Origin of the sequence: Allomuricauda sp. CP2A, from assembly GCF_001683915.1 — a bacterium.
Classification (GTDB): Bacteria; Bacteroidota; Bacteroidia; order Flavobacteriales; family Flavobacteriaceae; genus Flagellimonas.
Map to the genome: position 1 here is coordinate 147354 of NZ_LXTT01000130.1, position 20465 is coordinate 167818.

The window sequence follows — 20465 nt, forward strand, 5'->3', positions numbered from 1 at the left end:
GACATGTTCAAAACGATGAACAACGCAAAATTAGCCATAAGTAGCGATATTAGTTCGCTTCCGTATAGTAAATTTCAAGTTTTAGTTTCTTGTCCTCGTTTGCAGGATCAACATTGCTGCCGTAAAGTATAGTGCCCAAAGGACTAACAGACGACATAACAGGGACATTGATTGCTTGGTTATCGCTACTGCGCATACCTTCTTGCACATTTACAATGTCAATATTTGAAGTTAAAGTCAACCCCAAACTGGCGTTCGTGGAATCCCTAACTACAATATTATTAAGGTGTTCGGTTATTCTGATGGTATATTTAATGCCCCTATCACCTTCTTTTTCAATGATTCCATCATAATTAAGGAAGAGTCCCAACGGGCCTTCATTGGCATTGTTCTCTGTTGCCAAGTTGTACAAAGGCCGATTGGTTTCAGCATTGTACAAATAAAGTCTTGGTGGTTCCACAACATCATCTCCTTCGCCCAGTGCCCCCTGATCCACATAAAAGACCAGATTTGCCTCATTGATAATCCAATTGTTCGCTTTGATCTGGTTTATGATTTCCCCACCTCCGTTCAGAGTCTCTTCGAACAATCGTATTTCTGCAAGGGTCTTTGCTCCCTTTACATATATACGGGAAGCATTATTCCCGTTGTCCAATTCACTTGCAATATCTGGTGAAAGCGGATCTTCTTCAAAAATATTAACCGCATTGCCAATCAAGGTATTATTGCTCAAAGACATCAAATTAAGGGTATAATCTCTTTCTGCCGTTTCCACCTCTCCATCTGCGGAGTTGTAGTCCTGGTATGTGTAGGTGATGGTGATATTGGCTTCCGTTAAATCCAACAGGAACATTAGTTCTTCCGAATCACTATCCCCTGCAGCGATATGAATCCCTCTAAAAAAATTGGCAAAATTGGATTGGCTCAACAATTCGGATTGCCCTTCTTTGTCCAAAATGTTCTCTTGAAAAAAGGCTTCATTCAACTTCACACGGATGCCGGGAGCCAAACGTGATTCCACTACCGTTTCATTCTCTTTAATATCGGTATCGGGGTCATCTTCGGCAAAAGTCAACATTTCTTGATTATCAATAATCACTGTTTTTTCACCTTCTTTGGTAAGCTCTTCGCCAATGAAACTGGAAAAATCTTGATTGGAAAAATACCGCTGCCGCTCCTCAAAGTTGGTGCCTGGATCCAAATCCCTAAGAAAATAGTTGGATCGTGAAACCTTTATTTCAAAAGACTCTGTTCTATCACCATAGATACTGTCCAAATCAAAAGTGCGGGGGTAAATATTGGGCACAAAATCATCACCAGTCCCGTCTTCGTCGGCATCAAGGGGATTGGAACCAATATTTTTTTCCTCAATATCCGTAACACCATCTCCATCTGTGTCTGAAGTGGGGTCATAGGGGTCGAAGTCCAGTTCATTCTCCACACCATCTCCATCACTATCGAGTGTAACTGATGGAGGGTTTTGGAACGGGATATATAGATAAACCTCTTTTACCGTTTCGTTTTCAGGAACAGTGGCATCATCATCATCAGAATCCGCATTGTCCTCCGTGGTTTGGGAATAGTCCCCAAATATAGGTTCAGAACTGGGAAGGGTGACCTGGGTTATGATGCTTGCCTTCCGTTTTCCATAAACAGGATCGTTGAACGTGCCCAATTGGTACAATGGCAAGCGGTTGGTCTGTACCGCGGCGACGCCCTTGTTAAAGGCAAAGACGTCATAAACAACCTTGCCCGTAGTGAAGGGTTCCCCTCCAACAACACCTTCTCCTATGGTGTCCAGTTCATCCTCACAAGAAGCAATCATTAAAAATAAAGTTCCAACCAAGGCCGAAACTTTTATCATCCTGGAAAATTTCATGCAATTTATTTTAAAACCTCTGTATTATAGAAATTTGTGTATGCCTCCTCCGCTTCTTGAAGCGAAACATAGGGCAACACGGGTTTGGAAAGATTGTCTATGTGGCTCTTTAAATCCTCCGACACCTCTTCTGCGGCTAAAATAATGGCATCGGAATAATCTGCAGCAACCTTTAACAAATTATTATAGTCAGGCTTGGCAAGCGATGAAATCTGTTCCTTTTTAATCCCATCAAAGGCAATTTTATTGATCATTTCGCTATCCAGCTCCCCTTCAAAACTTTTGTTATAGATGGAGGTAACTATTTTACTGTCGGCAAACAGGGGCTCATCTGCATAATATTCCCTAAGATATAAGGGGAGTAATGAGGCCATCCAACCATGGACATGGATAATATCCGGGGACCAATTCAATTTTTTAACCGTTTCAACCACGCCTTTGGCAAAGAAAATGGCCCGTTCATCATTATCCGGGAACAAGTTTCCCTCGCTATCGGTAAAGGTTGCCTTTCTTTTAAAATATTCTTCGTTGTCTATGAAATAGACTTGGATTCGCTCTTTTGGAATGGATGCCACCTTTATGATCAATGGCATATCCATGTCATTGATGACCAAGTTCATCCCCGATAAACGAATTACTTCGTGCAATTGATGCCTCCGTTCATTGATGTTTCCATATCTTGGCATAAAAATGCGGATTTGCCCGCCGTTGCTATTGACCATGCGCGGCGCTTCGTACGACATTAAGGAAACCGGATTCTCTGGGAGGTAAGGAACTAATTCAGAAGATACAAACAATATCTTTTTGCCATTCATAAACACTTTCTTTTGTTTATCCGAAAAACGTAGCTGCAAAAGTACAAAAATTATGCTGATTACCAGTATTTATAGTATTTTTGCACGCTTTTGAACCATGTGATGCACATATTCCACCATAAAAAAGAGCTCATGTCCTTCCTTGGGGAAGAGCGCAAAAAGAACCATACCATTGGGCTTGTGCCCACCATGGGCGCCCTTCATGAAGGTCATATTTCGTTGGTCAAAAAAGCACTTTTGGAAAATGACAAGGTCGTGGTGAGCATCTTTGTGAACCCTACCCAATTTGACAAAAAGGATGATCTGGAAAAATATCCCAGAAATCTTGACAGGGATTTAACGCTTTTGGAACTTGTTTCGGAAAACATCCTTGTTTTTGTTCCTTCAGTGGATGAAATTTATGGTGAGCATATAAAATCCCAAAGCTATGAGTTCAATGGTTTGGACAAGGTCATGGAAGGCGAGTTTAGGGAAGGTCATTTTAACGGTGTGGGCACCATAGTGGAGCTCTTCCTTAGAACGGTTTCTCCAGACAAAGCCTATTTTGGGGAAAAGGACTTCCAACAGCTCCAAATCATACGAAAAATGGCAGCGTCAAAGAAATTGCCCTGCGAAATCATTGGGTGTCCCATAGAGCGCGAGCCCCACGGATTGGCCATGAGTTCACGTAATGAAAGGCTCTCAAAAACGACTAGGAAAGAAGCAGGTTTCATTTATGAAACCCTCCAGGCTGCCAAAGCAAAATTTGGCACGGAAAGTGCAAGAAATATAGCGGATTGGGTAAAGGAGAAGTTTAAAAAGAACCCCTTGTTTCAATTGGAATATTTTCAAATTGCTGACGAGGACACCCTCACACCAATGCTCAAAAAACAAAATGACACAAAATACAGGGCGTTCATTGCCGTTTATGCAGATGGCGTTCGCCTAATAGATAATCTAAGATTGAATTGATAAATTTGCACCATGCAAGTAGAAGTTGTAAAATCTAAAGTTCACAGGGTAAAAGTAACCGGAGCCGATCTTAATTATATCGGGAGCATCACCATTGATGAGGATATTATGGATGCCGCCAATATCATTAGGGGCGAAAAAGTGCAGATCGTGAACAATAACAACGGTGAACGTTTGGAGACCTATGCTATTCCAGGCCCAAGAGGTTCTGGAGAGCTCACCCTTAACGGAGCCGCCGCCCGAAAAGTGGCCGTAGGCGACGTGTTGATTCTGATCACCTATGCCTGGATGGGCATTGAAGAGGCCAAATCATTCAATCCCGCATTGGTCTTCCCCAACGAAGCCACCAATCTTTTAAACTAGTTTTGGGCAAATCCCTAAAAAAATTCCTGAAGATTTTTGTCCCCATTGCCGTTGGGCTGTTTTTGGTTTGGTATTCCTACAGCTCCACCACCCCCGAAGAGCGCAAACAAATCATCCATTACATCTCAAATGCCAGCCCCTTTTGGGTCACCCTGTCCGTGATTCTTGGAATTTTGAGCCACATTTCCAGGGCCGTCCGCTGGAACTTTCTTTTGGAGCCCATGGGATATCGACCCAAGATCATCAACAACATCTTCATCGTCCTTATTTCCTATTTTGCCAATCTGGGAATCCCACGATCAGGCGAAATCTTAAGGGCCACCGCTTTGACCACCTACGAGAAAGTTCCCTTTGAAAAAGGCTTTGGCACCATTGTCACCGAAAGGGTCATCGACCTTTTAATGCTGCTATTGATCATCATAGTTACCTTACTGCTTCAAACCGATATTATTTTGGCCTTTCTGGAGGAAAAAGGGGTCAACCTTATTGGCGCTTTCGGCATCTTGTTTGTTGGAATTGCAGGCCTGTTTATCTCCACAGCGATCATCCGAAAATCAAAATCGGCCTTGGCCCAAAAACTCAAGTCATTTTTGAACGGGCTTTTGGATGGCGTGCTCAGTGTCTTCAAAATGAAGAAAAAATGGCCTTTCATTTTTCATACCTTTTTTATCTGGGCTGCTTATATTGGCATGTTTTGGGTCATTAAACATACCGTGGCCGAAACCCTGTCCCTGTCCCTCAGCGAACTATTGGTGGCCTTTGTGGCGGGTGCTTTTGCCATGTCCACTACCAATGGTGGTATTGGCCTATATCCCATCGCTGTAAGTGCCGCTTTGGGTATTTTTGACATCAACTCCGTTTCTGGGGATGCCTTTGGCTGGATCATGTGGATTGCACAGACGCTCATGGTCGTGGTCTTCGGTACAATATCCTTCATTGTCCTACCGTTATTGAATAGAAATCGGTAGACCCCAGCCAACAAAATCTTAACCTATGAAAAACCGTCTATTGTTTCTATTGATGGGCCTTGTATGCCTTAATCTTGGAGCGCAGGTAAAAAAGGAAATCTTTGAATCCTTCAAGCTTCAGGAGCGAAGGGATGTATCCTATTATTTTCCCGAGGACTATACCGATGAAAAAAAATACCCCCTGTTGGTTGTCTTGGATGCCGAATACCTGTTTGACCTTGTTGTGGCCAATGTGAAATTCCAAAGTAGGTTGGGGCGCATGCCACAAGCCATTGTGGTGGGCATTGACCAAGGTAAAAACGATATCCGTTGGGACGATTGCGCTTATGAAGTAGATTCGGGCCTTCCCACCGATAAAGGAAAAATGTTCTACGAATTTTTGGGAACCGAAATCATTCCATACCTCGAGACCACTTACAATATTGCCCCTTTTAAAATGTTCATCGGGTATGACATTACGGCCAATTTTGGAAACTATTACCTCTTTAAGGATCGCTCCCTTTTCAATTCGTATGTGAGCATCTCCCCAATTTTGGCCACTGAAATGGAAAATAGGGTGCCGGCTCGCCTATCTGCTTTGGACCAAGAGATCTTTTACAACGTTATTTTGGAAAAAGAAGAATCAGATGACAGACAACGTATTCTTCAAATGAACCACAATATCAATTCCATTACCAAGGAATCCCTGCACTATTTCTTTAATGAATACGAAAACGCCGACCATGTTTCCATAATAGCCTATGGCATTGGAAAGGCGTTTGACAATGTTTTTAAAATGTTCAGGCCCATCTCTCCAAAAGAGTACAAGACCGAGATCATCACCTCAGATAAACCTGCCTTTACCTATTTGGAGGACAGGTATGCGTTGATCGAAAAGCTCTTCGGATTTGAAAAACCCGTGGAACTCAATGACATTATGGCCATTTACGCCGCCTGTAAAAAGAAGGACGATTTTGAATCCTTGAAGCCGCTATCAGACCTCTGTAAGGATCAATATCCTGAAACCATGATGGGGTTTTATTTTGAAGGCGAATACTACGAGGAAATCGGTGAGCCCAAAAAAGCGTTCAAGACCTTTGAAAAAGCTTTCCAAATGGAGGAAATCGACTTTTTGACCAAGGATATGGCCTTGGAAAAAATTGATGCGCTTAAGGCAGACTTCGGATACTAAATTCCAATTTCTTCTGAGGACTTTGCTATCTTAGCCAAAACCTGAATTCAAGGTATGGCCAAGACCAAAACCGCTTTTTTTTGTCAAAACTGTGGCACCCAATATGCGAAATGGGTGGGGCAATGTTCCGCCTGCAAGGAGTGGAACACCGTTGTGGAAGAGGTGGTCCAAAAAGACGACAAAAGAGGTTGGAAGGCCAGCAGCGTTTCGGATAAAAAGGCAAATAAACCCCTTCGGGTTTCTGAAATCACCCATGAAAGCGAGCTTCGTTTGGACACCCAAGACCAGGAGTTCAATCGGGTGTTGGGCGGTGGATTGGTCCCTGGTTCCTTGACCTTGTTGGGTGGCGAACCCGGCATCGGAAAAAGTACGCTTTTGCTTCAAATTGCCTTGAAATTGCCCTTTAAAACGCTTTATGTTTCTGGAGAGGAAAGCCAACGGCAGATCAAGATGCGGGCAGACCGCATTCAACCGAACAGCGAAAATTGTTACATCCTCACCGAAACCAAGACCCAGAACATCTTTCAACAAATTGCTTCGCTGGAACCGGATTTGGTGGTCATTGATTCCATCCAAACCCTGCACACCGATTATATTGAATCTGCCGCAGGAAGCATTTCGCAGATCAGGGAATGTGCAGCCGAACTCATCAAATTTGCCAAGGAGAGCCATACCCCGGTCATTTTGGTGGGCCACATTACCAAGGATGGCACCATCGCCGGGCCCAAAATCTTGGAACACATGGTAGATACCGTACTTCAATTTGAAGGTGACCGTAATTACGTCTACCGTATCCTTCGTTCCCTCAAAAACCGATTTGGTTCCACAGCCGAATTGGGCATTTATGAAATGCAGGGCAGTGGATTACGGGAAGTGAACAATCCCTCCGAAGTGCTCATTTCCAAAAACGAGGAGGACCTCAGCGGAACCGCCATTGCTGCCACCGTGGAAGGCATGCGACCCTTGTTGATTGAAATCCAAGCCTTGGTCAGCACCGCCGTCTACGGAACCCCACAACGTTCCGCCACGGGTTTCAATGCCAAACGCTTGAACATGCTCTTGGCCGTACTGGAAAAACGGGCTGGATTTAAACTGGCCGCCAAGGATGTTTTTCTGAACATCACCGGAGGTATTTCCGTGGATGATCCTGCCATAGATTTGGCCGTAATGGCCGCTATTTTATCCAGCAATGCGGATATTCCCATTGAAAAAGGGGTCTGTTTTGCCGCTGAAGTGGGACTTGCTGGCGAAATTCGCCCTGTACAACGGGTGGATCAACGCATTTTAGAGGCTGAAAAATTGGGATTCACTTCCATTTATATCGCCAAGAGCAATAAAATCGGCCTAAAAAACACCACAATCCAGATACAAAAAGTCTCCAAGATTGAAGACGTGGTCAGCCTCCTTTTTGGATAATTTGTTACGGCGCCGGATTGGGAATGGCATTATGGATTTCCTCAATGCCTTTCAAGACCTCATCTGATAAATTTACATCAATACTCCCAATATTTTCCTTGAGCTGCTCCATACTGGTGGCACCAATAATATTGCTGGTCACAAAAGGTCGGGTGTTCACAAAGGCCAAAGCCATTTGGGCCATGCTCAACCCATGTTTTTGGGCCAATTCCGCATATTTTTTGGTGGCTTCCACTGCGGTGTCCCCACTATAGCGATTGTAATTTGGAAAAAGGGTGATTCTTCCCTTTCGAGGGGGAACTTCCTCTAAATATTTGCCGCTCAAAACGCCAAATCCCAGTGGCGAATAGGCCATCAGTCCAATTTGTTCCCGAATTGAAATTTCAGAGAGTCCCACTTCAAAAAGTCGGTTCAACAAATTATAGGGGTTTTGGATGGTCTTCATGCGCGGTAGGGTTCTGTGCACTTTGCTTTCTTCCAAAAAGCGCATGGTTCCCCATGGCGTTTCGTTGGAAAGTCCCAAATGACGAATCTTCCCTTCAGCGATCAAATCCCGAAAAGTTTCCAAGATTTGGTGGATATTGTCCTCCCAAGAATCCACCGCATGGGCATTAAAGCCGCGCTGCCCAAAATAGTTGGTGTTTCGCTCGGGCCAATGCAATTGGTATAAATCGATGTAATCCGTTTGGAGCCTTTTCAGACTCCCCTCAACAGATTCTATGATTTCTTTTTTGGTGAATCCCTCATCCCTGATAAACGAAGCCGGCCCTCCCGGGCCTGCCATCTTTGACGCTAGAACAACTCGATCTCGATTCCCCGTCTTCTTGAACCAATTACCAATGATCTCCTCGGTCACGGCATACATCTCCTTTTTGGCGGGAATGGGATACAGTTCTGCGGTATCAAAAAAGTTGATGCCCTGATCCAAGGCATAATCCATCTGCTCAAAACCTTCATCTTGGGTGTTTTGGCGCCCCCAGGTCATGGTGCCCAAACAGATTTTACTTATTCTGATATCGGTATGTGGAATTCGGGTGTATTTCATCAAACTATTTTTTTTAAGCAACTAAGGTAGTCAATCCTATTTTTTGACTTTTAAAGCAATTGTTATTTTTCCAACTCCAATAAAATGGGGCAATGATCACTGTGTTTTGCTTCCGAAAGAATGACCGAACGCTTTAAACGGTTTTCCAGTGATTCGTTGACCATTCCATAATCCAAGCGCCAGCCCTTATTGTTGTTTCTGGCGTTGGCTCGGTAGCTCCACCACGTATAATTGTGGGGGTCTTTGTTGAAATGCCTAAAACTGTCAATAAAGCCGCTTTTGATAAAATTTCCAATCCATTCGCGCTCCACGGGCAAAAATCCCGATACATTTTTGTTGCGGACCGGATCGTGGATATCAATGGCTTCATGACAAATGTTGTAATCCCCGCAAACCACAAGATTGGGGCGTTCCTTTCGAAGCTCATCGGCATAGTTCTGAAAATCGTCCATGTACGTCAACTTTAGATCTAGACGGTCCATGTTGGTGCCTGACGGCAAATACATGCTCATAATAGACAAGTCACCGTAATCAACACGCAAGTTCCGTCCCTCAACATCCATATAATCGATTCCAGTGCCATATTCCACATGGTCCGGTTCCTCCTTGCAGAGCAATGCCACCCCACTATATCCTTTTTTCTGGGCACTGAACCAATAGTGGTAAGGGTATCCGGCTTCCTCGAGAACCGTGGTGTCCACCTGTTCTTTCATGGCCTTGGTTTCCTGAAGGCATACCACATCTGGATTTACAGTTTGCAGCCAATCCACAAAGCCTTTGTTCATTGCGGCCCTGATGCCATTTACATTGTACGAGACAATCTTCATTTTAAAATTTTGCCCAAAAATAGCCATTGCAGTGGTTTTGTTAAAATAAACCTGTTTTACATTCATACTGTACCTTTGTTTTTGGAACGCTAATTGATTATCCTTCCATGAATTAAAAACATGCCTCATGAAAAAACTTTTGCTCCTCGGTTTCTTGTTTTCTGGTTATGTGATGTCGGCCCAAGCCTACCCTGCCTTGTACAATAACAACGAGATCAAGCTCAACATTGGACTGTTTTTGGCCACTACCACGGTTGAAGGTTCGTATGAATACTACTTTAGTGAAGATGCCAGTATTGGGGCAACGATCTATTTTGACGACGATGCCACCGACTTCAATGGGAATTTTGGAATTGGACCCAATTTCAGGGCGTATTTTGGCTATCAGCCCAGAAGCGGGTTCTTTGCCGAGGCCTTTGGCCTGTACTACACCGGTGAAGATGAGATTGAAAATGAACTTCAACGGAACAGGGACTACAGCACTACGGCCCTAGGTTTGGGATTGGGCAATAAATGGTCTACCCGGGATCAACGGTTCACCGTGGAAATTTTTGGAGGTTTGGGCAGAAATATCAATCCCGAGGATTTTCAGGACGACTTCATGTACCGCGGAGGATTGTCTGTTGGATTTCGGTTTTAATCCCTACTTTTAATCTAAATTTAATGGGGATGACCGCCTTACTCCTTATCGATATCCAACAAGGGCTTCAAGAAATGGAATTTTATGGCACGGAACGCAGCAATCCGGATGCTGAGGCCAATTGTCAAAAAATCCTGTATGCCTTCCGAAAGAGAAAATGGCCCATTTTTCATGTGCAGCACTGTTCCACAAATCCAGAATCACCACTGCACCCCAGCAAAAAGGGAAATGCCTTCCATCCTTCGGCAAAACCGTTGGAACATGAGCCCATCATCCAAAAAAATGTGAACAGCGCCTTTATCGGAACAGATTTGGAAGCTCGGTTAAAGTCCCAAAACATTACCGATTTGATCATTGTTGGGCTTACTGTGGAGCACTGCATCTCCACCTCGGTGAGGATGGCCGCCAATCTGGGTTTTAAGGTTACTTTGGTCTCGGATGCCACCGCCGCCTTTGACAAAATTGGCGTGGATGGCAAAACGTATGGTGCCGATATCATTCACAATACTGCCCTGGCCAATTTAAAGGATGAATTTGCCCATGTGACAAATACAACAACTTTATTGAAAGAACTGGTAGATTAGTTGTTATTTTTGTGCCAATATGATGCACATCATCAGCCCATACCTTAATAGTGTTATTGACCCGGTATTATTTTCCGAAAAAGTGCCTCTTGTCTATGGCAGGGCAATCCACCCATTTTTGTGCGAAAACTGAAGAAAACAATACATACAAAAAGCATTCCCAGTGAATAGTTATAATTCCCCTAAAAACGCAATAAAAGTTCTTTTTTATAGTCTAACACTGCTTTGTACAGCCCAAATTTTGGGTCAACAAGTGCAAAGAGATTCCATAACCCAGTTGGATGAGATCATCCTCACCGAAGATCTAGCTCCAAAAAAGGCCACGGGCATTACGGCTTCATCCACCATCAGCACCAAAACCTTTGAGCGCTTCAATCCAACCGATATTCCTTCGGCAGTGAACCAAATTTCCGGGGTATATATTCTTTCCGGGGCCATCAACACCAACCGGATCACCATTCGTGGTGTAGGTGCCCGCACGTTGTACGGAACAGACAAACTCCGCATGTACTTCAATGGCATTCCCGTGACCAACGGCACCAATTTTTCTGATATTGAGGCCTTCGATTTGGAAAATTTGGGCTCTCTGGAGGTCATTAAAGGCCCAAAGGGAACAGCGTATGGTTCCAATTTGGGCGGTGCCATTATTTTGGATACCAAATCGGCACAAGCGGACGAGACCCAACTCATCAATACCACCACAGTGGGATCGTACAATATGCTGAAAGACAACCTTTCGTTCACCCATTCTGAAAAATCTTTTGATCTCACTTTTAGCTACAATCATTTGGAAACGGATGGCTACCGACAGAACAGTCGTTTTGAACGTGATGGTTTTTTGTTGACGAGCAACGTCAACCTTAGTACAAAAAGCAGTGTGGGCATCTTGGTGAACTATATCGACTACACCGCCGGCATTGCCAGTTCCATCAACCAGACCGATTTGGAGGAGGACCCCACCCGCGCAGCTGGAAACTGGTTGGCAGCACAAGGGTTTGAAGCCAATAAATATTTGCTTACGGGATTATCGCACACCTATAAATTTTCGGAAGCGTTCCGAAATACCAGTAGCATTTTTTATACCTACACGGACCATTACGAGCCACGTCCTTTTAATATTTTGGATGAATTCACCAACGGTTTTGGCTTCCGAAGTCAATTTGAGGGCAGCTTTGATAAGGCCGAATATACGTTTGGAGCCGAACTTTATAAGGATGAATACCATTGGAGTACCATTGAGAACCTGTACGAGGACAACAATGGCAATGGAAGTCTTGAGGGTGACCGTTTGAGCCAGAACACCGAGTTCCGGAGGCAGTTCAATGCATTTGCTACGTTTACATATGCCTTGACCGATGCTTTTTCGGCCCAAGTGGGACTCAACCTCAACAAAACCCATTATGATTTTAATGACCTGTTCAACCAAGGAGCTTCCAATACATCGGCCACACGAAATTTTGACGCCATTTTGTTGCCCAGTTTTGGACTGCAATATGCCCTGAACAATGGGAATTTGTACGCCAACATCAGTCGTGGGTTCTCCAATCCCGGTTTGGAGGAAACCTTGACCCCCGAGGGTGTTATCAACCCCGATATTGCCCAAGAGACCGGTACCAATTATGAAATCGGTGCACAATGGACCTTGTTGCAAAAACGCTTTTCCGCCAACGTGGCCCTGTACCGCATGGACATCAACAACCTTTTGGTGGCCCAACGCGTGGGCGAGGACCAGTACATTGGCACAAACGCCGGGGAAACCCGTCACCAAGGTCTGGAAATGAATGTGAAATACATCGCCCGGCTGTCCAGCCAACTTTCGCTGGCACCCTATTTCAGCTATACCTTTAACGACCATACGTTTGTGGATTTTGTGGACGAGGACAATGATTATTCCGGTAACCCTTTGACCGGGGTGCCCAAACACCGATTGAACACGGGAATAGACCTGCAACATACCAATGGTTTGCAACTGAACCTTACCCACCAGTACGTGGACCAGATTCCTTTGAACGATGCCAACACGCTGAGCAGCGATTCCTTTAATGTCTTTAATGCCAAATTGGGGTACAAAACACAGCTCTCCAGCCAGTTTTCTTTGGGCGTGCATGCTGGAATCAACAATGTGTTTGATACCACCTATGCGCAATCCGTGTTGATCAATGCCACAGGATTTGGCGGCGCGCAACCGCGCTTCTTTTACCCAGGGAACGGCAGAAACTACTTTGTAGGGGTGCGTTTGGGGTATCTTTTTTAGGTGAACAACCGCTTTACTGCTTCTATTTAGAGATGATACCCTATATGACCGGGGGTGAAAATGGCGTGGTGCTGCCAAGTTTGATATGATGATTGGGGAGTAGTGAAATTATATATAAGTGAAAACATTCGTTTAGATATGTATCTTTGAAATATGTATCAAGAAAAACTAACATTTATTGACCTCTTTTGTGGTATTGGAGGTTTTAGAGTTGCTTTCGAAGAAGCTTGTGCTGAAAATGACATAATCCCAGAATGTGTATTCTCTTCTGACATAGACAAATTTGCTCAAGATTCATATGAAGCAAATTTTGGGGAAAGACCATACGGAGATATTACCAAAGTAAACGAAAAGGATATTCCTGATCATGATATTTTATTTGCAGGATTTCCTTGCCAGCCTTTCAGCATTATAGGTCAAATGAAAGGCCTTAGCGATACTAGAGGAACCCTTTTTTTTGATATAGCTCGAATACTAAAGGAAAAACAGCCTAAAGCATTTATATTAGAAAATGTCAAACAGCTTGTAGGACACGACAAGGGAAAAACTTTAAAAGTTATTCTCAAATCTCTAAAAGAATTAGGCTATCACGTCAATTACAGTGTCTTGAATGCGTTGGATTATGGATTGCCTCAAAAAAGAGAAAGAGTTGTTATTGTAGGTCATAGAGAGCCAATAATGTTTACTTTTCCAAACCCTGAAAAACCTTATAAATCTCTTTCTGAAATCTTAGAAAAAAATGTAAATAAAAAGCATTTCGCTTCAGACTACATCCAAGAAAAGAGAAAGAACAGCCATAAATCTTCATATTATCCATCAATTTGGCATGAAAATAAATCTGGTAACATTTGCTCTTATCCATACTCCTGTGCTTTGAGAGCAGGAGCATCTTATAATTATCTTTTGGTTAATGGAGAAAGAAGGCTTACACCTAGAGAAATGTTCAGATTACAAGGATTTCCTGACTCTTACAAAATTGTAGTTAGTGATGGCCAAGCAAGAAAACAAGCTGGTAACGCTGTTCCTGTAAACATGATCAAAGCTGTAGCTTTAAAGTTATTGCCATATGTTGCCATTGGAATGGATCAGACCGCTGTTTTAAGAGAATATGATTTACGCTTTAATGCAAGTTAAAAATGGGAAAAAAGCAATCACCAAAACTGAGAACAGTTAATAAATCAATTGCTGCATACCCACTAAATCAATTCAATAGTGATTTCCCATACATTTTAGGACAAGAAATTGTATATCTTCTTGCCAGCAAAGGTCGAGCTGATTTACAAGGAAATGAGTGGGAACAGATATTCGCTCAGTGCATTGGAGCTGAATGGAAGCCATCAAATGTTGGTCTTGATGATGTAGTAATGGGTAATACAGCTTGGGGTGCAAAAACAGTTAAATCTGGAGTCAAGGATTTCAGAAATTTAAGACATGTCAGATTGATTTCTGGAAGAAATTCACCTATTTATTCTTATGGTGGAACAATTGATACAACTATTGAACCAAACCTAATAGGGGAACAAGTTTTAGAGATTTGGAACGAGCGTGTTTCAGCAATTCGTGAGAAATATAAACATCTTCGTACAGTTGTTTTGGTTAAATCAGACAGTCTTTCTCAAGTAGCCGTATTTGAGTTTGAAACCATTCGCTATGATGCTGAACTTTTTGATTTTTCTTGGAATCAAAGGGGCAACCTGGAAGGCTTTATTAAAGGAACCAAAGAAAAGCGATTTGTATGGCAGCCTCATGGTTCACAATTTACAATTATTGAAAAAGTTCCTGAACACACACTGATTCTAAAAATTAAACAACCTGAAACTCTGAATAAAGAAAAAGTACTAAGAGCAATTGGGTTTGATAAATCTTGGGTTACAATTGAGCGGAAATAAATTGATTAAACTATAATAAACATCTATTGCTTCACCCCAAAACCCTCCTCATCCCCCGCAACGCCGTCACCACATCTTGAAGTTCCACTTTGGTAAAGCAGTCCTCCTCAATATAGAACAACATTTCCACGGCCAAATCTAGATAATGGGCCAGTGCTTCAGGTGTGCTGTAGGTATCGGTGATCCAATCTTGGAACTGTACGATTTGGGTTTCGTTCAACATAGAAGCAAAATACCACTCAATTTTCATTTTTGTTACTACGAATAAGTAGCTTTTCCTTCGGAAAAACTCGAACTGACGGGTTTACAACATCTACTATTCCGTATCTTAGTCAGAACGTAACACTGCTCTATGCAAAAGTTGGTCTTGATCGTTTTGTCGTTCATTATCCTCTCCTGTGCCGAGAAAGCGCAGAAAGAGGTCAGTTCCATGCATCCCGTAAACTGGAATAGCCGCTCCATAACCCTTTCGGCCAGTGATTCCTTGGTACAGGGCACCACCTACCTTTCCGTATACTCACAGATCTATAGCGAAACGGAACACCGCACCCATAACCTTACGGGCACCATCAGCATGCGGAACACCAACCTCAGGGATTCCATTTACATCCACAAAGCGGAGTATTTTGATACCCACGGCAGCTCCATCCGCACCTACTTCAATAAGCCCATTTTCATAAAGCCTATGGAAACCGTGGAAATTGTCATCGATGAAAAGGACCAATCCGGGGGAACTGGAGCCAACTTTCTGTTCCAATGGTCCATAAAGCCTAATACACACGAGCCCTATTTTGAGGGGGTAATGATCTCCACCTCGGGACAACAAGGCCTCTCCTTTACCACCCAGGGCATTCGGGTGGAATGATCTATGTCAAACTTTTAGGCTCACAATCTTCTCCCTAAATGTTAATCCATATTCCGTATATTAGTAAGGGTTCCCTTCACAGCATTTTGCGGAGCGGCCTGTACATGCAACCGAACAAACAATCCCTTATGAAACGTAAGCAATTCATTAAATCATCCTCCATGGCCGTGGCGGGCGGAATGTTGCTGCCCAACCTCGCCTGTTTAAACAAGAAAAAAGAAACCGTGACCGCACAAGCCACTCCACCTCGAAAAAACTGGGCGGGCAACTATACCTACAAAGCTGAAAAACTATATGAGCCTACCACTGCTGAAGAAGTGCAGCAATTGGTAAAGAAACTGGACCAACAAAAGGCCTTGGGCTCCCGGCACTGTTTCAACAACATTGCGGACAGTCCCAAAAACCAGATTTCCACCAAAAATATGAACAGAGTGGTCAGTCTGGACGCCGAAAACAAGACCATCACCGTGGAAAGCGGTGCGCGGTATGGTGATTTCAGTGAGGAACTTTACGAAAAGGGCTATGCCTTACACAATCTGGCTTCACTGCCCCATATTACGGTGGTGGGTGCCTGCTCCACTGGAACGCATGGCTCTGGGGTCACTAATGGCAACTTGGCCACGCCGGTGGTCGCTCTGGAACTGGTTACCCCAAGCGGTGAGCTGGTGACCATAGATCGCAACCATCCCGATTTTTATGGGATTGTAGTGGGCTTGGGTGCTTTTGGCATCGTTACCAAGGTTACGTTGGAAATTGAGGAAGCTTTCGATGTGACCCAAAATGTGTTCGTGGATCTTCCGTTACCTGCCTTGGTTGAAAATTTTGATGAAATTATGTCCAGCGGATATAGCGTGAGCCTATTCACGGATTGGATGGATGAAAAAATCAGTGAGGTTTGGGTCAAACGAAGAGTGGATGCGGAGCATGCGGTATTGGGTGATGATTTTTATGGTGCAAAGGCCGCCACGGAAAATTTGCATCCCATTGCTTCCATTTCAGCGGAGAGCTGTTCGGAACAAATGGGAATCCCTGGCCCTTGGTACAACCGTTTGCCCCACTTTAAAATGGGCTTTACCCCAAGTGCCGGTGAAGAATTGCAGTCGGAATTCTTTATTCCACGGAAAAATGCCGTGGAGGCTATCTTGGCGTTGGAAAAGATGAAGAATGAAATCAATCCGCATTTAATGATCACCGAAGTGCGTACCATCGCTGCGGATGAATTTTGGATGAGTCCCGCTTACCACCAAGATTCTGTTGCTATTCACTTTACCTGGAAACCAAAATCCAAAGAAGTCATGGCTCTGCTTCCAAAAATTGAAGCTACTTTGGCTCCCTTCAACGTAAGACCGCATTGGGGAAAATTGTTCACGGTAGACCCCAACACCCTACATGAGCGCTATGAGAAATTTGCCGATTTTTTGGCCTTGGCGAAGAAATACGATCCGGAAGGGAAATTCAAGAACGACTATCTGGATTTGAATATATACTAGGCAGTTCTTGTCCGATTATGGTATATTGTAGGTTGGAATACGAATCCTTTTTCGGGTTTCCAGCACTAACTCAAAATACCGTTTATGACAGATCTGCAAATTGCGAAGGGGGTGGAACTGCAACCCATATCCTCCATTTCCGAAAAATTTGGCATACCCGCCGATGCCATTGAAATGTATGGCAAGTACAAGGCCAAACTTCCCTTGAAAGCCATTGACAGGGATAAAGCAGGCAAGAGCAATCTTATCTTGGTTTCGGCCATTTCCCCAACCCCAGCCGGTGAAGGAAAGACCACCATGTCCATTGGATTATCCGAAGGATTGAATCGTTTGAGCAAGAAAACCACAGTGGTATTGCGTGAACCTTCATTAGGTCCTGTTTTTGGGATAAAAGGGGGTGCCACAGGTGGGGGATATGCTCAAGTATTGCCCATGGAGGACATCAATCTTCATTTTACGGGGGATTTTGCCGCCATTGAGAAAGCACACAACCTCTTGGCGGCCATTATCGACAACAATATTCAGAGTAAAACCAATTCTTTGCTTTTGGATCCACGGACCATTGGGTGGAAACGGGTCATGGATATGAACGATCGTTCGTTGCGCCATATTATTGTGGGTTTGGGCGGAACCACCTCTGGTGTACCCCGGGAAACGGGTTTTGATATTACCGCTGCTTCGGAAATCATGGCCATTCTCTGTTTGGCTGAAAACCTCAGCAATCTAAAAGAGCGTTTGGGAAATATTTTTGTGGGCTATACGTATGACAAAAAGCCCATTTATGCCAAAGACCTAAAAGCCGAAGGGGCCATGGCCGTCTTGCTCAAAGATGCCATAAAACCCAATTTGGTACAGACCATTGAGGGAAATCCGGCCATCATCCACGGCGGGCCGTTTGCCAACATTGCCCAAGGAACCAATTCGGTGATTGCCACCTTGATGGGCATGTCCCATTCTGATTATACCGTTACCGAGGCTGGTTTTGGATTTGATCTTGGGGCCGAAAAATTCTTCGATATCAAATGCAAAAGTGCAGGGTTGAAACCCAAGGCCGTGGTGCTCACCACAACCATCCGAGCTTTAAAATATCATGGTGGGGCTGATTTAAAATCCTTGACAGAGCCCAATGTGGAGGCTCTCAGGAAAGGGTTGCCCAATCTGGAAAAGCATTTGGAGAACATTGCCAAGTTTCAAGTGATCCCTGTAATTGCCATCAATAAATTTACTTCGGATACAGAGGAAGAGATTGCCGTGATCCAAGAATTGGCCGCCTCCAAAGGTATTCGTGTGGCGGTTGCCGATGTCTGGGCCAAGGGAGGGGAGGGTGCCTTGGATTTGGCGCAAAAGGTAATTGATGTCGTAGACTCCAATGCTTCAAATTTTAAGCCGTTGTACGATTGGAAGTCCAGCGTTACCGATAAAATAGCCACCATTGCCACGGAAATCTACGGGGCCGAGTATGTGGATTACACCGCTAAGGCCAAGGCCAATCTTCGGAAAATTGCCGATTTGGGTCTGGAACATTTGCCCGTTTGTATTGCCAAGACGCAAAAGTCATTGTCAGACAATCCTGCATTGCTGGGTAGGCCCAAGGATTTTATCATTACGGTTCGGGAGATTGAAATTGCCGTGGGCGCCGGTTTTTTGATTCCCATTACGGGTGATATCATGCGCATGCCGGGATTGCCAGCGCACCCATCCTCTGAGGGCATCGACATTAATGATGCTGGGGAGATTACCGGATTGTTCTAAGCCTTAGATTTTCTGCAACCAATAGCGCATGTCCACCTCTTTAGAGATAATATCCTTCACTTCTGAAAGCTTCACTCGCTTTTGCTCCATGGTGTCCCTGTGCCGGATGGTAACGGTATCATCTTCCAAGGTCTGATGGTCAATAGTGACACAGAATGGCGTACCTGCGGCATCTTGGCGGCGGTAACGACGCCCAACGGCATCTTTTTCATCATAATCCACATTGAAATCCCATTTCAACCCATCCACCAATTTTTGGGCCACCTCTGGGAGGCCATCCCGTTTCAACAGTGGTAAAACGGCCACTTTATTGGGGGCCAGTACCGCTGGGATTTTCAATACAGTTCGCGTAGTGCCATTTTCAAGCTCCTCTTCTTGGAGTGAATTGGAAAAAACCGCCAAAAACATACGGTCCAAACCAATGGATGTCTCCAGCACATAGGGCACATAACTCTTGTTTTCCTCTGGATCGAAGTATTGCAGTTTCTTGCCGGAATATTTTTCGTGGTTGGCCAAGTCAAAATCAGTTCGGGAATGGATACCTTCCAATTCCTTAAATCCGAATGGAAACTTGAATTCAATATCGGCTGCGGCATCGGCGTAGTGGGCCAATTTTTCATGGTCGTGGAAACGGTAGTTCTCTGCCCCCATTCCCAAAGAAAGGTGCCACTTCATTCGTTTTTCCTTCCAAGCTTCATACCACTCCATTTGGGTGCCTGGTTTGATGAAGAATTGCATTTCCATCTGTTCAAACTCCCGCATACGGAAGATAAACTGACGGGCCACAATTTCATTACGGAAGGCTTTTCCTGTTTGGGCAATCCCAAACGGAATCTTCATCCGTCCGGTTTTCTGAACATTCAAAAAGTTGACGAATATACCTTGTGCGGTTTCAGGACGAAGATACAGGTCCATGGCACTATCGGCAGAAGCGCCCAATTTGGTCCCGAACATGAGGTTGAACTGCTTTACATCGGTCCAATTTCTGGATCCAGACAATGGGCAAGCTATTTCCAATTCCTCTATCAAGGCTTTTACATCTGCCAAATCTTCTTTTTCGAGGGATTTGCCCATGCGTTTCAAGATTTCATCGGCCTTGGCTTGATAATCCATAACACGCTTATTGGTGGAAAGGAATTGCTCCTTATCAAAGCTATCGCCAAAACGCTTTTCGGCCTTTGTAACTTCTTTATCGATTTTGGCCTCGATCTTGGCCACATAATCCTCGATAAGGACATCGGCCCGGTATCTTTTTTTGGAATCCTTGTTGTCTATCAACGGGTCGTTAAAGGCATCCACGTGGCCAGAGGCCTTCCAAGTGGTGGGATGCATAAATATGGCGGCATCGATGCCCACAATGTTCTCATTGAGCTGCACCATGGCCTTCCACCAATATTCGCGAATGTTCTTCTTTAGCTCGGCGCCGTTCTGTCCGTAGTCATAAACTGCACTGAGTCCGTCATAAATCTCACTGGATTGGAACACATACCCGTATTCCTTTGCATGGGAGATAACCTTCTTAAAAATGTCTTCCTGATTTGCCATTGGGCAAAAAT

General features: G+C 44.2%; 19 protein-coding genes. 13 read left to right on the forward strand and 6 right to left on the reverse strand.

The features are described 5' to 3' along the window. Positions 1-49 precede the first annotated feature (49 nt). Together A7D14_RS15605 and A7D14_RS15610 are read right to left on the reverse strand one after the other, a co-directional pair. Positions 50-1879 carry a DUF4270 family protein gene (locus tag A7D14_RS15605; RefSeq protein ID WP_067036693.1) on the reverse strand — a complete coding sequence of 610 codons (1830 nt, stop codon included), beginning with the start codon at positions 1877-1879 and terminating at the stop codon, positions 50-52. Between the two features lie 5 nt (positions 1880-1884). Continuing rightward, complete coding sequence (locus A7D14_RS15610) at positions 1885-2694, reverse strand: glycogen/starch synthase (RefSeq protein WP_067036696.1); 810 nt, start codon at positions 2692-2694, stop codon at positions 1885-1887. A gap of 102 nt (positions 2695-2796) precedes the next feature. On the opposite strand from A7D14_RS15610, the gene panC reads away from it, so the two are divergent. Genes panC through radA form a run of 5 tightly spaced genes read left to right on the forward strand, consistent with a single transcriptional unit; the run spans position 2797 to position 7563 of the window. Then, a complete protein-coding gene (gene panC, locus A7D14_RS15615; protein WP_067036699.1) occupies positions 2797-3645 on the forward strand; it encodes a pantoate--beta-alanine ligase in 849 nt (282 codons plus the stop codon). 12 nt (positions 3646-3657) lie between these two features. After that, a complete protein-coding gene (gene panD, locus A7D14_RS15620) occupies positions 3658-4008 on the forward strand; it encodes an aspartate 1-decarboxylase (protein ID WP_067036702.1) in 351 nt (116 codons plus the stop codon). A gap of 2 nt (positions 4009-4010) precedes the next feature. Further along, entirely contained in the window at positions 4011-4976 is a 966-nt protein-coding gene (locus A7D14_RS15625; protein WP_067036705.1) for a lysylphosphatidylglycerol synthase transmembrane domain-containing protein, read from the forward strand. Between the two features lie 25 nt (positions 4977-5001). Continuing rightward, entirely contained in the window at positions 5002-6147 is a 1146-nt protein-coding gene (locus A7D14_RS15630) for an alpha/beta hydrolase (protein WP_067036707.1), read from the forward strand. Positions 6148-6201: 54 nt separating this feature from the next. Beyond that, positions 6202-7563, forward strand: coding sequence for a DNA repair protein RadA (radA, locus tag A7D14_RS15635; RefSeq protein ID WP_067036710.1), 1362 nt, complete (start codon positions 6202-6204; stop codon positions 7561-7563). 4 nt (positions 7564-7567) lie between these two features. On the opposite strand, the gene A7D14_RS15640 is transcribed toward radA, so the two are convergent. Next, positions 7568-8608 carry an aldo/keto reductase gene (locus A7D14_RS15640; protein ID WP_067036783.1) on the reverse strand — a complete coding sequence of 347 codons (1041 nt, stop codon included), beginning with the start codon at positions 8606-8608 and terminating at the stop codon, positions 7568-7570. Between the two features lie 62 nt (positions 8609-8670). Beyond that, the gene (locus tag A7D14_RS15645) at positions 8671-9435 is read right to left on the reverse strand and encodes an exodeoxyribonuclease III (RefSeq protein ID WP_067036785.1); all 765 of its coding nucleotides are present in this window, start codon (positions 9433-9435) and stop codon (positions 8671-8673) included. A 127-nt stretch (positions 9436-9562) separates the two neighbouring features. On the opposite strand from A7D14_RS15645, the gene A7D14_RS15650 reads away from it, so the two are divergent. From A7D14_RS15650 to A7D14_RS15670, 5 genes are all read left to right on the forward strand, one after another. Beyond that, a complete protein-coding gene (locus A7D14_RS15650) occupies positions 9563-10075 on the forward strand; it encodes a hypothetical protein (RefSeq protein ID WP_067036713.1) in 513 nt (170 codons plus the stop codon). A gap of 29 nt (positions 10076-10104) precedes the next feature. Further along, positions 10105-10659 (forward strand): cysteine hydrolase family protein, encoded by a 555-nt coding sequence (locus A7D14_RS15655; protein ID WP_083158127.1) that lies wholly within the window; start codon positions 10105-10107, stop codon positions 10657-10659. 253 nt (positions 10660-10912) lie between these two features. Next, entirely contained in the window at positions 10913-12913 is a 2001-nt protein-coding gene (locus tag A7D14_RS15660; protein WP_255307476.1) for a TonB-dependent receptor family protein, read from the forward strand. A 153-nt stretch (positions 12914-13066) separates the two neighbouring features. Further along, the gene (locus A7D14_RS15665) at positions 13067-14047 is read left to right on the forward strand and encodes a DNA cytosine methyltransferase (RefSeq protein ID WP_067036722.1); all 981 of its coding nucleotides are present in this window, start codon (positions 13067-13069) and stop codon (positions 14045-14047) included. A gap of 2 nt (positions 14048-14049) precedes the next feature. Then, the gene (locus A7D14_RS15670; RefSeq protein ID WP_067036725.1) at positions 14050-14802 is read left to right on the forward strand and encodes a hypothetical protein; all 753 of its coding nucleotides are present in this window, start codon (positions 14050-14052) and stop codon (positions 14800-14802) included. Between the two features lie 31 nt (positions 14803-14833). Here A7D14_RS15670 and A7D14_RS15675 read toward each other — a convergent pair whose 3' ends face one another. Beyond that, positions 14834-15052, reverse strand: a complete 219-nt coding sequence (locus A7D14_RS15675) for a hypothetical protein (protein ID WP_067036728.1) — start codon at positions 15050-15052, stop codon at positions 14834-14836. Between the two features lie 102 nt (positions 15053-15154). On the opposite strand from A7D14_RS15675, the gene A7D14_RS15680 reads away from it, so the two are divergent. The 3 genes from A7D14_RS15680 to A7D14_RS15690 all read left to right on the forward strand — a co-directional run bounded on the left by A7D14_RS15680 (position 15155) and on the right by A7D14_RS15690 (position 18909). Beyond that, positions 15155-15667: a DUF3124 domain-containing protein gene (locus tag A7D14_RS15680; RefSeq protein WP_067036731.1), complete on the forward strand. Its 513-nt coding sequence runs from the start codon at positions 15155-15157 to the stop codon at positions 15665-15667. 128 nt (positions 15668-15795) lie between these two features. Continuing rightward, positions 15796-17157 (forward strand): D-arabinono-1,4-lactone oxidase, encoded by a 1362-nt coding sequence (locus tag A7D14_RS15685; protein WP_067036791.1) that lies wholly within the window; start codon positions 15796-15798, stop codon positions 17155-17157. A 75-nt stretch (positions 17158-17232) separates the two neighbouring features. Beyond that, on the forward strand, positions 17233-18909 hold the full coding sequence (locus A7D14_RS15690; protein ID WP_218058543.1) for a formate--tetrahydrofolate ligase: 1677 nt from the start codon (positions 17233-17235) through the stop codon (positions 18907-18909). 3 nt (positions 18910-18912) lie between these two features. Here A7D14_RS15690 and A7D14_RS15695 read toward each other — a convergent pair whose 3' ends face one another. Next, a complete protein-coding gene (locus tag A7D14_RS15695) occupies positions 18913-20454 on the reverse strand; it encodes a glycine--tRNA ligase (RefSeq protein WP_067036736.1) in 1542 nt (513 codons plus the stop codon). Between the last annotated feature and the right edge of the window lie 11 nt (positions 20455-20465).